11 protein-coding genes and 4 pseudogenes are annotated in these 12,939 nt (G+C 44.1%); 12 read left to right on the top strand and 3 right to left on the bottom strand.

What is annotated here, in order from left to right:
- Together V7K56_RS02805 and V7K56_RS02800 are read left to right on the top strand one after the other, a co-directional pair.
- A pseudogene (locus V7K56_RS02805) lies at window positions 1-194 on the top strand (IS4 family transposase); the annotation flags it as partial.
- Window positions 184-495: pseudogene (locus V7K56_RS02800) on the top strand (IS1 family transposase); the annotation flags it as partial. The pseudogenes V7K56_RS02805 and V7K56_RS02800, both read left to right, overlap by 11 nt.
- Window positions 496-593: 98 nt before the next feature.
- On the opposite strand, the gene V7K56_RS02795 reads toward V7K56_RS02800, so the two are convergent.
- From V7K56_RS02795 to V7K56_RS02785, 3 genes and pseudogenes are all read right to left on the bottom strand, one after another.
- Window positions 594-4,160, bottom strand: coding sequence for an NB-ARC domain-containing protein (locus V7K56_RS02795; RefSeq protein ID WP_334907389.1), 3,567 nt, complete (start codon window positions 4,158-4,160; stop codon window positions 594-596).
- 109 nt (window positions 4,161-4,269) lie between these two features.
- A pseudogene (locus V7K56_RS02790) lies at window positions 4,270-4,712 on the bottom strand (DUF3598 domain-containing protein).
- Between the two features lie 221 nt (window positions 4,713-4,933).
- A complete protein-coding gene (locus V7K56_RS02785; RefSeq protein WP_334907387.1) occupies window positions 4,934-5,308 on the bottom strand; it encodes a winged helix-turn-helix transcriptional regulator in 375 nt (124 codons plus the stop codon).
- A 189-nt stretch (window positions 5,309-5,497) separates the two neighbouring features.
- Between V7K56_RS02785 and V7K56_RS02780 the strand changes: the two genes are divergently transcribed.
- The 10 genes and pseudogenes from V7K56_RS02780 to V7K56_RS02735 all read left to right on the top strand — a co-directional run bounded on the left by V7K56_RS02780 (window position 5,498) and on the right by V7K56_RS02735 (window position 12,939).
- Window positions 5,498-5,716, top strand: coding sequence for a hypothetical protein (locus V7K56_RS02780; RefSeq protein ID WP_334907379.1), 219 nt, complete (start codon window positions 5,498-5,500; stop codon window positions 5,714-5,716).
- Window positions 5,717-6,517: 801 nt separating this feature from the next.
- Window positions 6,518-7,030 carry a hypothetical protein gene (locus V7K56_RS02775; RefSeq protein ID WP_334907377.1) on the top strand — a complete coding sequence of 171 codons (513 nt, stop codon included), beginning with the start codon at window positions 6,518-6,520 and terminating at the stop codon, window positions 7,028-7,030.
- Between the two features lie 659 nt (window positions 7,031-7,689).
- Complete coding sequence (locus tag V7K56_RS02770) at window positions 7,690-7,827, top strand: hypothetical protein (protein ID WP_334907375.1); 138 nt, start codon at window positions 7,690-7,692, stop codon at window positions 7,825-7,827.
- Entirely contained in the window at window positions 7,799-8,215 is a 417-nt protein-coding gene (locus V7K56_RS02765) for a tautomerase family protein (RefSeq protein WP_334907373.1), read from the top strand. The genes V7K56_RS02770 and V7K56_RS02765 overlap by 29 nt, the downstream gene beginning before the upstream one ends.
- Window positions 8,216-8,611: 396 nt before the next feature.
- Complete coding sequence (locus tag V7K56_RS02760; protein WP_334907371.1) at window positions 8,612-9,319, top strand: transposase; 708 nt, start codon at window positions 8,612-8,614, stop codon at window positions 9,317-9,319.
- Between the two features lie 453 nt (window positions 9,320-9,772).
- Window positions 9,773-10,216, top strand: coding sequence for a cupin domain-containing protein (locus V7K56_RS02755; protein ID WP_334907369.1), 444 nt, complete (start codon window positions 9,773-9,775; stop codon window positions 10,214-10,216).
- Window positions 10,217-10,559: 343 nt separating this feature from the next.
- Complete coding sequence (locus tag V7K56_RS02750) at window positions 10,560-11,303, top strand: 3-oxoacyl-ACP reductase family protein (protein ID WP_334907367.1); 744 nt, start codon at window positions 10,560-10,562, stop codon at window positions 11,301-11,303.
- A 202-nt stretch (window positions 11,304-11,505) separates the two neighbouring features.
- Window positions 11,506-12,069 carry a hypothetical protein gene (locus tag V7K56_RS02745; protein ID WP_334907365.1) on the top strand — a complete coding sequence of 188 codons (564 nt, stop codon included), beginning with the start codon at window positions 11,506-11,508 and terminating at the stop codon, window positions 12,067-12,069.
- A 175-nt stretch (window positions 12,070-12,244) separates the two neighbouring features.
- A pseudogene (locus tag V7K56_RS02740) lies at window positions 12,245-12,361 on the top strand (glutathione S-transferase C-terminal domain-containing protein); the annotation flags it as partial.
- Between the two features lie 302 nt (window positions 12,362-12,663).
- Window positions 12,664-12,939 carry a hypothetical protein gene (locus tag V7K56_RS02735; protein WP_334907363.1) on the top strand — a complete coding sequence of 92 codons (276 nt, stop codon included), beginning with the start codon at window positions 12,664-12,666 and terminating at the stop codon, window positions 12,937-12,939.

Below are 12,939 nucleotides of genomic sequence, written 5' to 3'. Positions count from 1 at the left end.
ATAATGCGGCTAATCTAGCATTCTTTATGGTCAACTTATCTCATTACCTTCTCTGTGATTTCCGTCAACACAATCCCGACTCTGGGATTATTGATTTTAGGGCTTACTATCGTGGTTTTCGATATTTTCGTAAAATATTAAAAATGCTTCCTGAAATGCCTGAGCCTATTTTATTAACCCAGATTTTTGCCTAACTCACTGCTAATGGTCGTATTCATCCCCTTTCTACAGGCGTTGAACCCTCGTAAATTGGCAATGGTATTGCTTTGGGAGTGCTATTTTTACGTCACAGATGGGTGGCCAGTTTATGCTAGTTTTATCAACTCAGGAGACCATATTATTAGCAAAACATATATGACAAGAATCGAAGGGGAAAATACAAGGCTTAGACATTATCTGGCACGCCTACATCGAAAAACATTATGCTATTCCAAATCAATAGATATGCTTAAATACTCAGTAAGATTATTACTGCACTACTTAAAGTATAGGTAAATACCTGTATCTGGTTGATTCATCCCGCATTTATGCAACGCCGCTTTTAAATTATTGTCCCTGACTTTATCCCTCAATTCAAACTTTACAAAGTACTACTAATTTGCTACGCTCCCACCCTCAATTGCCCCTAAAGCTATAAGAGTCAGCCTCTGCTCCTCAGTTAAACCAATAACGCCAGTGATGTTCATGCCCTCATAAGGTCTAGGGTTTCTCAGAGTTTTCAAGCACTCACCCGTACTGATATCCCACTGCTCTATTATCCCATTCTCACTAGCACTGACCAATTTCCGGCCTTGAGAACTAAAAGCGATTGACCAGACAAGAGCGCCCAGGCTTGACAATGTTCTGATTTCTCTGCCACTACTGACATCCCACAGCTTGACTGTTTTGTCACCACTGCCACTTGCCAGCGTCCGATTGTCTAGAAAGGTAACTGAGCAGACGAAACTGCTATGTCCGTGCAGTGTGTCTACACATTGACCAGTGCTAACGTCCCACAACTTAACTGTTTTGTCATGGCTACCACTAGCAAGCAGACGACCATCTCTACTGAAGGCAACCGATCTAACCCAGCTAGTATGACCCCAAAGAGTCTCTTGACATTGACCAGTGCTAACATCCCATAACCTCACTGCATTGTCAGGAGAACCACTGGCTAAAGTCTGACCGTTAGGGTTGAAAGCGACTGACCAGATTGGAGATGAGGTTGGCTCTTGCAAGGTCTGAATGCATCTACCAGTAATGATATCCCACAGCTTAACCGTTGAGTCCTCACTCCCACTAGCCAAAATCTGTCCATCGAGACTAAAGGTAACTGAGGTGACGCAATGACTATGACCCCGCAAAGTTTTGAGGCATAGACTGGTGTTAACATCCCAGAGCTTGACTGTTTGGTCCTCACTGCCACTAGCGACAACCGTCCCTCGAGGGCTGAATGTGACTGACATCACCCGATGACTATGACCTCGCAGAGTTTTGAGGCATAGACCAGTGCTAGTATCCCACAGCTTTGCCGTTCTGTCTTCACTGCTACTGGCAAGGATGTCACCAGTTGGGCTAAAGGCAACTGATAAAACTCGATTACTATAGCCCTGCCAGGTCCTAAGGCAGTGACCAGTGCCAACATCCCACAGCCGCACCTCAAAGTTCTCACTACCACTCGCTAGCGTTTTTTTATCCTCACTAAAGGCAACTGACCACACCCTACCACTATGTCCCTGTAGTATTTTTACGCAGCGACCAGTAGCAACATTCCATAATCGAGCTGAGTCAAAGCTACCACTCGCTAACGTTTTTTTATCCTCACTGAAGGCAACTGAACGTACTTCTTCACCACGGCCTGGAAGAATACGAAGGCAGTGACCAGTAACGACATTCCACAACCGAACATCTGAGTCAAAGCTGCCACTTGCTAGCATCTCACCATCCGCACTAAAGGCAACGGAATTTACACCTTGGGTGTGTCCCGGTAAGGTCTTAAGGTACTGACCGCTACTAATGTTCCATAGCCTGACGGCAGAGTCATTATGACCACTTGCAAGTACAGTCCCTTGAGGACTAAAGGCGACAGATGTTACTTTATCACTGTCTGACTGTAGAGCCTTGAGACAGTGACCAGTGCTGACATCCCATAGCCGAATTGTTGAGTCCTCACTGCCACTTGCTATAGTCTGACCATCTATACTGAAGGCGACTGAGCGGATAGTACCGCTATGACCCGACAAGGTTTTGACACATTCGCCAGTGCTGACATCCCATAGTTTTACTGTTTTATCTTCACTGCCACTGGCGATCATTGTCCCTTGAGGATTGAAGGTGACTGACCAAACCCAGCCTGTATGACCTTGACAGGCAAGAAGTTGAAGCCCATCTGCCACTTGGTACACGCGAACTTTGCTATGAGGGCCACCCATCACCAAAAATTTTCCATTGGGGCTAAAGGCAACTGTAAAAATCGGACCGAGGGTGTCAGCAAACACCGACTTAGCTAAATTGGCCTGGGCAAAATTGACCTTGTGCAAATTCACTTGCCGGAGGTCGGCTTGCCAGACAAATAGATGCGAAAAATCATAGCCACTCAGTTCTACCTGCATTTGACAAAGCAGATTGAGTATGTTGCCACCAGCATAACTCGGTTGTTGTGGAGCTTGCTCCTTGAGTATTTCTAGTGTCTGCCGAAGTTGGAACTCAATGTTGCTTCGGCTTTTGAGCACAGCTAGTAACTCATTGATGGTTGGTTGGAGAATCAAACGCACTTGCGTGTCTCTAACATAATCCTTTACTGTTACTTGCATCAGTGCATGACTGCCCAAAAGTTTCATCTGTCCCAGAGCAATTTCTCGACAAACTTGCTCAATAAAGCGACTGGTGACATACTCCATCACCACTGGCTGGAGGGTGAAGCTTGCCTGAATTTTTTCTAGCAGCGAGCGCCGTCCCAGTGATTCCAGTGCTGTTGCCAGTTTCATTTTTGGAGAGGGGATCACCATGTCAGCGCACAGTTCAGCTAGCGTTACTGGTTCTCGTCTAGTGGCTAGCCAGTACATAATTTCTTGTTCTAGCTCTGGTAGACGCTCGAACTGTTGTGCTAACAGCTCTTTGAGATCGCCAAAGACTATCGCGCCCTGATGGAAGAACTCACTCACATTCCCATCGAACACATACTTGATGTGAGTCGCCGCGATTTTCAAGGCTAGAGGATTACCAGCATAATAATTAACCAACTCTGTCCACTGGGTTTCCGGTGGTATAGTGGTTAGCCCCTTCTCCTGGAGGATGGACTGCCCCTCTATTGCTGATAACCCCGGCAATTGTAATGTCCGCACCGGACTGGCTGCACTTGAGAGCAAGGCTACTTCTTTTGGGATCTCGCGAGAAGTCAGAAGTAGACAGCTTTGATGCGCCACCTCGCCCGCGCATTTGAACAGCTCACCGTATCCCTCGTAGTCAGTACGGTAGGAACCAGCTACCTCTTTGCCACCAAGAATGGTTTCCACATTGTCTAGCACCACCAGACAACGTGAGGAGCGCAGATACTTTAAGAATCGTGATATCCTACTGCTGGTGTTGCTAGGTAAGTTTGTTTCCTGCTGACCAGAGAGGAATTGAATCATCTCTGCCAAGACCTCCCCAACTGGTGGGGCATCCCGCAGCGTCCGCCAAACAATGAATTCAAACTGATGCTGAAGCTGTTGTGCCAGACGCACAGCAAGAGTTGTCTTGCCGATGCCGCCCATTCCCAATAGCGCCACTAAGCGACAGCGCTCAATAACTATCCAGCGCTCTAACTGCATCAGTTCTTGTATTCGTCCATAGAATACAGAGACATCAACCGCCTCTCCCCAGTCCTGACGCACTACAGCAGTTTCAGTTGCATTTAGTCGGATATCGGCACTGAGTCTACCAAAATCCCCCTGACTAACTTCTAGCTTGAACGCCCCAAATAGACACAAGAGCGTTTGTTTATCCACTGCGACTTCACATCCCAGCACTTTCATCACCGTACTGGGAGCCAAACCAGTCAGATCACTTAAATCTTCGAGCGTGTACCTGTCACCGCCATTATGCTGAAGTTCTGACGCCCGTTTTGCCTGCTGGAATTTGACCAAGCCAGTAGGGGTAAGGAAGATACCGCGCTTACGTTTGGGCTTACTTGGATGCATAACTTGTTCCCTGAGTTGGCGAAGCCGGACTAGTATCCGATTTGCACACGCACTTAATTTTTGCCTTCATTCATTTTAAGTCAGGAATTAATTTCAGTAAAAGATTTTTTTATCTTAGCCGTTCTTCTTGAATGAGAGTGCGTTGATAGATTTGATTGTTTTTAAACCAATGCCAAGTACGCGCACGATTGTTATTGTCAGGACTAACATAAATCATTTCATATAATCCCATTTCTGGGTTTGTCTTATAAGAAAACTGTAATATCACGATGGAATCATCAGCCTCCCAAGCTTTTCCAGAAATGCGATCGGTGTCAAACCAGAGCTTATTATCTTTATAAATTCCAGGAAATTCATACTCTTCCTTTTTTCCATCAGACCACTTGTAGCGATTGATTTGGTAGTAAGGATGAAGGCCATTTTCTGGAAACTGGCAGGTTAAATGAGATTCATACCTGTCGAGAATATTTCCTGCTATATCAATTAATGTATAACTACCCAATCACCTTCATGACGAGCAAGCACTGGCATTCCTTGTTTAATATTAGACATTACAAAACTCCTGACGTCGTATAATTTTCTCTTTTGATGACATCAATCTGTTAAGGCACTTACTCGAAATAAAATGCCCAGCCGTCGATGAAAGCCCTTCGGGGCGAAAGCGCCTAAATACGCAGGGTCAAGCCAAAATATATTTAATACGACTGGGCATTTCATTATTTGGATCTCCCTAAAGCGACAAACAACCTGTTAACCGACAAATGGCTGGTAGTTCAGCAAGACTTTCCTTCGACTTGATTGGGTAAGTTATTTGAGCTATTCGGAGTCTGCGTTCCAGAAATGTTCTTCAACCCCCATTTTGCAAGTGCTTTCAGCACGGGTTCAAGATCGCGGCCGCGCTTGGTCAGAGTGTATTGCATGCGTCGGCGATGGGAGCTGTAAGGCTGCTTCTCAATCAAACCGAGTTGTTCTAAGCGGTTCAGTCGCTCCGATAGAACGTTGGTTGAGATTTTTTCGGGGGATTGTAAGAACTCTTCAAACTTCTGTTTGCCAAAGAACAGCATGTCGCGGAGCACGAGCAGTGTCCAGCGATCTCCAATCACGTCCAGAGTACAAGCAATCGGGCAAGATGAGCGTCTGATTTCCATAAGAATTTTAAGCCACTCAAATTTCACTTGCAATTTACCAGTTAGATCCAGTATAGTCAATTTACTTTTAGATTGCAAGTTAAAACCTAGAGTGGGGAAGCAAGTATGCAAGCACGAATGGCACTAAAAAAAGCTCTAAGCTATGCTCCATAAGCACTACAGTTTTTAAAGCTATTGAACAGTGTAGAAATGGATCAGGATATCGTCCTTGGTGTAGTGTCATGGAAGCGATCGCCCCTTGAAAAAACTTTTTGGTTTACTGAATTTTGCTCACATACACTCTCAGCTAGCCTGAAGTCCTCTGGAACTGCCTTAGAGCGACTGGCCTCGCCTGACAAGCTTAAGTCGAATGTTAACGCACTATATCTTGTGGAACTGGCTGAGAGCGACTGGTCTCGACAAGCTTAAGTCGAATGTTAACGCACTATATCTTGACTAGTCAAAACCCTTCGCTTAGTGAATGCTAAATATGTAGTTTGTATTGATTCACAAGTTACTTCAATCTGGCGAATTTCCTTCAAGCACCTGTATGACTGAAAAAAAGAACTTTACCTGCAAAAAGTTCCTCCGCTTCTTGCCTGCCTTGGTCAAAGGGCGATATCTGGGCAAGATGGGGCGTAAGAAGTTGCCTGTGACATCCATCGCATCATCCGCGCGGTGGGTCGTGCTCGTCACCCTCTCGCTCGCGGTGAGGATCTGGCTTGCTGCGCCCCTCCCCCCGTAAGGGCGACGTGGAAGCGCACGCGGCACAACGCGAGTCTTAGGGACTTTAAAACTTTCGATTGGTTAAATCAGGAATTGAATTTGCCTCGTTCAACACGGCTTTGGCGTTCCTTGAGGGGATATCAGGCTATGAACATGATTCGTAAAGGACAAGTCAAGAGAGTTGAAAAAATAGACATCGTTGCTTAAGTGAAATTTATTGCTCAAATTTTTGGATTAGTCGGATAACTCGTTCGGATTTATACAGAGCTTTGATCTTTTGCAAGTTTTTGTAACACAACCGAAATTCTTCGCCTGCATTAAAAATTGAACTGCTAAAACAATCAACAATATGAAATCTTCAATCAAAAATTCATCTATACACTCCAATTCTCTAGCACCAAACCTCTACACTCAATTAGCCTATAGACCGAATGGCACTAAGATAAGCCGAAAGCAAGTCTAGTGAATGAATAAATTCGTGTACTGATCAGGGGACGTTTTAGAATGAAAATTCGTAATGCTTTCACTAAGTTGACGATTTGTCTACTGTTAGTAATGATTTCAAACATGGTGAATATGCACAAAGTCTCAGCCCACCCCATAACCGATTGTCGCAAATTGGTGACAGGCACGTATCTGGCGACAGTCTCTGGTGACTTCGGTTCATTTCGTAGTATTGTAACGTTCACACAAGATGGTAACTATTTTGCCACTGCTTCAAACCAAAGTGGTGTTCCCTCTGTTCAACCCTATGGCAACACACAGGGCAGTTGGAAATGTATTGGAGATAGAGAAATTACTGTCACGACACTCAATTTCAACTACCAAACAGCGACATTACCCGCTTCCATTGCCAGAGGTGATTATCACGCAACATTTGACCCGAAAACTGAGACAGTTGAGGTAAAAAAAGCAACACTTCGGATCTTCAATATAAACGCAAATCCACTCGTAGATGATGCTCCGGTCGCGGGAACATTCACTTTTACGGGGCAACGTGTCAAACCAGGACAATGACCATCCTGTAGGATGCAATTATGTCGGTTAACAGATTGTTTGTCACTTTAACAGATTAATGTCGTTTTCTCATAAACTGCTAAAGTCAAGTCGGCTTAGGGAGTTCTAATTTTTTGAACATTCCTCACAAGGCACTGATTAATGATGGCGGAACGCCCAGCCAGAGCTGATCGCATCAACAACTGAAAACCTGACATCGTATAATTTTCTCTTTTGATGACATCAATCTGTTAAAGCGACAAACAACCTGTTAACCGACAAGATTTTTCGAGGGATTGTAAGAACTCTTCAAATTTCTGTTTGCCAAAGAACAGCATGTCGCGGAGCACGAGCAGTGTCCAGCAATCTCCAATCACGTCCAGAGTACAAGCAATCAGGCAAGATGAGCGTCTGATTTGCATAAGAATTTTAAGCCACTCAAATTTCACTTGCAATTTACCAGTTAGATCAAGTATAATCAAATTAACTTTTAGATTGCAAGTTAAAATCTAGATTGGTGAACAACTTTGACGTGATTTTGCTACCAGCCTTTGAAACATCTCAGATGTCAAAGAAGGTTCGGTAGTCCGGTCTTGGGGTTTCTCCAAGTGGAGGAACTGCCGAACGCGTGAGGGCGAAGCGGCAAATTAGGTCAAAATCAGTCAGGCAAATGTTAACGCTTGGACACTAGTCGACGTGAAGGTGCGGCGCTAGCTCGCTGGAGTCTTGCTGCAACGACAAACGCAGCGCAAGCGCTTTCGCAATTACCACAACTAAAGGAAACTACCTATGCCCATGTGGCAAATTTACCATCATGAAGACGTCTTCACCAATGAGGAGAAGCTGGAGATGTCGCAGCTAATCACGGGTCTCTATCCGTTTCTGCCGCGGTTCTACGTCAACGTTCACTTCCACGATCTGTCCAAAGACTCTTTTTATAACGGCGGGGAAGTCACGAAGGACTTAGTCAGCATCCAGGTCGATCATGTCGCGCGGCAGATGATCGACGATGAAACGCAGAAGAGGTTCGTCCAGAAGTGTAAGGACGCAGTCGAACCCATCATCAAGCGTCACAACCTGAGATGGGAGTTTTACATTGATCAAACGCCCACTGAACTTTGGTTGGTCGACGGCCTCGTTCCTCCAGATCCGGACTCCGATGCAGAGAAGAAGTGGAAAAGAGAGAACCGAGCAACACCCTATTAGCTCTCAGATGAATGACCTAAAACATCAGTTTTAGATTGCCAGTGGCTACAACAGTTACATACTTATGGTTTACTGTCAGGTTCCTTCCGTCCAGAAGACCTTTCTATTGTGTTCTCCGTAGCTACATACGCCAAAGGGGAATGTCACTAAGAAAACGTGAAACCTCGCTAGGGCAGGGTGTTGGGGGTAGGGTGTAGGGTGTAGTGTTTAAGACAATTAAACTTTACTTGCGTCAAGGAGTTCAACATTTTCTTGATTCCCTACACCCTACACCCCACACCCAAAAGCCAGTTATATCAAGGGTTTGTGCTTAACTTAGTGCCATTCTGCCAAAGGGATAACTTGATTAAAAGCGGTTGCGTCCATATACAAAGGATGCAAAAAGCTCTTACCCAGATGAATATACAATTACATCGCGTTATTAGTGACATTACAGGCACTACTGGCTTGAATATCATCCGAGCAATCATATCTGGAGAGCGAAATCCCATCAAATTAGCTGGTTTTAAAGATGGACGTATTAAAGCTAGCATTGAGGAGATAGCTGCATCCTTAACTGGAGATTATCGTCCAGAATTAGTGTTCATTCTTCAACAAGAGTTAAAGTTTTACGAATTTTACCAGGCACAGATAGCTGAGTGCGATACTCAAATTGAGCAATGCTTGGCTTCATTTTCTGATAAAGTTGATGTCACAAAAAAGCCTTTAACTAAACCAAAACGTCGGGGTAAAAAGCAACCAGGTAATGCACCACAATTTGATTTGCGTACACATTTGTATCGCATGAGTGATGTTGATTTTACTGCTGTTGATGGTTTGGGTGCTTTAACTGTACTGATATTACTGTCTGAGGTTGGTTTAGACCCAACACGCTTTCCCATAGTCAAGCACTTTAAATCGTGGCTTGGTTTGTGTCCTGGTAGTCGTGTTACTGGCGGTAAAGTTAAAAGTTCTAAAACTCGTCCTGTTACTAATCGTGCTGCAACTGCTTTGCGTATGGCTGCACAAACCCTATGCCGTAGTCATTCTGCTTTGGGTGCTTATTACCGTCGTATGCAGTTCCGCATGGGTGCTCCAAAGGCTTTTTCCCGCTACTGCTCATAAACTCGCACGCATTTTTTATCGCCTTTGGACATCTGGCGATCGCTATACTGACCCTGGTATTGATGCCTACGAACAACAATATAGAGACCGGAAATGAGCCAGAGATATCCGCCCAAAGAGTGAAATTTCTGCTTTTAACGATCAAAATTGTAGCTGTAAAATTGGTTGACGGGCAGGGGTAGTAAATCCAGCGGCTCGTCAAGAAGAATGCAAAGTTTTGTAATACTTTTAATTTGATGCAAAAAAGTTGAGTTTTGGGGTGAAAGCATAGCAAGATACTGTTGGCAAAAGTGTTACAACTCAGAGCCTCAACGACAGATTGAAGGTTTTAGCTTACGTAATACTCTTAAATACAATTATGTATTACATTTACCAAAAGTATCAAAGCAAACACTGTTCCTCAAGCTGAGACAGTTAGTAACCTGATATATCATAGCAGAAGCAGATAAACAAATGTCCACTACTCATTGTGTAATTCCTGTTATTAAATCTCCCAAAGATTACGAAGTATACCGCATTAGTCCTGATGATTCCAATCGCTTAGCAATTATCTTCGATTCCACAAATGCTAGTACTTCTTTAATTTGTTGTGTAGAAATTTTTGATGTTGGAGGGCAAACTCCTCCAAATCGTCATCAATGGTCAGTGGAAATGTTTTTTGTCCTTAAAGGTGAAGCTATAGCTGTATGTGATGGTAAGAATATTTCAATTAAAACTGGAGATAGCTTATTAATACCTCCCACAGGTACACATTTAATTAAAAATATAGGTAATGATCGCCTTTATACGTTGACTCTTATGGTTCCAAATGAGGACTTTTCACAATTGATTCGTAGTGGAATTCGTGTAGAGTTAGATGCAGCAGATATAGCAGTCTTAGAGCGCATTTATCAATAAAATATTAATGAGAGTCTGCAAAGGTAGGATAGTCAAAAGCTGTATTAACCCTCTTGTGTCACTTGCGGAAAACAATCAACGGAGCGAAACTCTGAAACTTTGATTTAATAAAGTTTTGAGCTTTTATTTTCTAACAGAAACTCAAATTTATAGCTAAAAACTGAAAAGTAAAGCTCTCAAAGGCTTTTAGGCATTGGCTTTTCCCAAAGTGACAGAACAGGGGTATATTTAGATTAATTGTGATTTTCACGATGAGTAGATTAGGTTGTTACGGCAGAATTTACAGCTTTTACCCATTTAGACGCACAGCAAATTATCCAATTTCTAATCCACGGTATCGAATATGAACTACACACTCAAAAAGAAACGCGCACTTGTCACTGGAGGAAGTCGCGGTATCGGGGCCGCCATCGTTAAGCGTTTGGCAACTGAAGGCGCTGATGTTGCTTTCACCTACACCAGCTCGCCCGATCACGCCAAGGAAATCGCCGAAGCAGTGCAGGCGCTGGGCGTTCGGGCTTTGCCCATCCAAGCCAATAGTGCCGAAGCTAGTGAGGTGGTGGCTGCTGTTGAACAGACAGTGGAGAAATTTGGCGGCATTGATATCCTGGTCAATAATGCGGGCGTGGCAACGATGGCCCCTATCGATGATTTCACGCTTGCGGACTTTGATCGCACCTTTGCCATTAATGTGCGTGCCGTATTTGTGGCGACTCAAGCCGTAGTCAAGTATATGCAAGAAGGCGGACGCATCATCAACATTGGCAGCACCAACGCCGAACGTGTGCCATTTGCTGGCGGCTCTGTTTATGCCATGAGCAAATCTGCTCTACAAGGTCTTGTGCAAGGGTTGGCACGTGACCTCGGCCCGCGCGGAATTACAATCAATAACGTCCAGCCCGGGCCGATCGCTACCGATATGAATCCCCCAGAGGGTGAGTTTGCCGAGATGACTAAAAAGCAGCTAGCACTGCCCCGCTACGGCACTGTTGAGGAAGTTGCAGGGATGGTCGCTTATCTAGCTGGGTCTGAGGCAGCTTACATCACTGGTGCAAACCTAATGATTGATGGAGGGTTCAGCGCCTAACTACCGCAGGTGTAGCCAACTGTAAATATCAATCCTCAGCAATGAGCGAAATTAGACTAACTGCAAGGATGCTGAAACCTTTAGCCAGATATATTTATAGATTTTTACGCTACAAGTAAAGATTAGAAACGCATACTCATCTAAAATTGTCAATGGTTGTATCGATTGCATTTCCAGTATGTGGAATCCCAAGGAGGTATCTTTGTCAAAGATTTACTTTTATTTATATATCTGGTTAAAACAGCACTCTATAGCCGTTGGCGGAATGCTACTCGCGATCGCCATCGCAGGCTGTAATAACTCTGCCAAATCACAACTACCTGCTGCGAATACTCCATCGGTTGCAAATCTGATTGCGTCCAGTCCAACCCCAGCATCGGTCTCTGCAACACAAAGCCCTGAGCAGCAAGCAGTCCAAGTAATTCGTGACTATTATAGTGCGATCGCCCGTCGAGACTATAAACAAGCTTACTCGGCTTGGGAGGGAAATGGGGCTGCTAGCAAGCAATCGTTTGAGCAATTCAAGCAGGGTTTTGCCAATACCACATCCGTTGCTGTAGAAGTTGGAAAACCCGGTAGACCAGACCCAGGTGCAGGCTCAATCTACATTGATATTCCGGTTACTATTACTACTGTTACCACCAATGGAACTCCACAGCGATTTCGCGGCAGCTATGTGCTGCGACGAGTCAATGATGTTCCTGGCTCCACTTCAAAGCAGCGTAGATGGCATCTCTACTCAGCGAAAATTACTCAAGTCAAGTAGCCTGCGGCAAAACGCTGGTTTTCCAAAATTCAAGGCTAAAACCAGCGTTGCTTCAATGCCAAGAAAATCATAGGTACTTTCTCAAATGTATGGTCATGGAATGGGTTGTCATAGCAGTGAGTAAATCATTCAGATTATCTGTGCTGATTTCCAAGCCCTCTGAGACTTTTTAGCAGACAAACCGTTTTTCATGAGAGAGCAATCCACAACCTTAGATGCAACTGCCTATAGCTATATTGGTAACTTCATTAAGCCACCTTATGGCAGTCCAATTGTTGACTATGCTCTTTAAGGAGCGAATCTCTGCGAACACTATGAGCGAATGACTCAGCTGTTTTTCAGCAAACGGTCTATAAACCAGTCAATTGCCGTTCATTCCTGAAATTAATCTATTACAGACAAGTCTAATATCAGAATCTTGCCACTGCGATGGTAATTGGCGATCGCCTAGATTTGCTTGAACAAACATATCTAGCAAAGTAACAACTATGGTGAAAAGTCTTTACTGCTCCAATGTCAGGAAATAATTCACAAACAGAATGAACAGAAAACTGGGTGAAACTCAAAACGTTTAATTTCTAAGGAGAAACTCTGATGAAACTATCAACAGCTTGGATAGCAAGTATTAGTTTAGTTATTGGCACTTCTGTTTTAGGAATTGCTGCATCTCAAGTTAACTTCAAGGCTTTTGCTACGGCATCAAATATTCCACCAGGATTGACTAAACTTGGCAACAAATCTTATCTACTCACTTGGACAGATAACTCTGTTGTATATGTCTCTTGCTATCCCACAGTTAAACCCAGAATGAAACCCGCACCAATTAAGGAAACACCAAATCGGTATGTCCTTACCTGTAACAATAAATAG

The organism is Nostoc sp. (assembly GCF_036917535.1).
Lineage (GTDB): Bacteria > Cyanobacteriota > Cyanobacteriia > Cyanobacteriales > Nostocaceae > Nostoc.
The sequence above is the reverse complement of the archived record's forward strand: the minus strand, read 5'-3'. Positions and strand labels throughout refer to the sequence as shown.

Excerpts from the sequence above, each read along its gene's own strand:
- V7K56_RS02755 (WP_334907369.1), top strand. The coding sequence starts at position 9,773 with ATGTCCACTACTCATTGTGTAATTCCTGTTATTAAATCTCCCAAAGAT.
- V7K56_RS02750 (WP_334907367.1), top strand. The coding sequence starts at position 10,560 with ATGAACTACACACTCAAAAAGAAACGCGCACTTGTCACTGGAGGAAGT.
- V7K56_RS02795 (WP_334907389.1), bottom strand. The coding sequence starts at position 4,160 with ATGCATCCAAGTAAGCCCAAACGTAAGCGCGGTATCTTCCTTACCCCT.
- V7K56_RS02735 (WP_334907363.1), top strand. The coding sequence starts at position 12,664 with ATGAAACTATCAACAGCTTGGATAGCAAGTATTAGTTTAGTTATTGGC.
- V7K56_RS02765 (WP_334907373.1), top strand. The coding sequence starts at position 7,799 with ATGCCCATGTGGCAAATTTACCATCATGAAGACGTCTTCACCAATGAG.
- V7K56_RS02775 (WP_334907377.1), top strand. The coding sequence starts at position 6,518 with ATGAAAATTCGTAATGCTTTCACTAAGTTGACGATTTGTCTACTGTTA.
- V7K56_RS02780 (WP_334907379.1), top strand. The coding sequence starts at position 5,498 with ATGGATCAGGATATCGTCCTTGGTGTAGTGTCATGGAAGCGATCGCCC.
- V7K56_RS02785 (WP_334907387.1), bottom strand. The coding sequence starts at position 5,308 with ATGGAAATCAGACGCTCATCTTGCCCGATTGCTTGTACTCTGGACGTG.
- V7K56_RS02760 (WP_334907371.1), top strand. The coding sequence starts at position 8,612 with ATGAATATACAATTACATCGCGTTATTAGTGACATTACAGGCACTACT.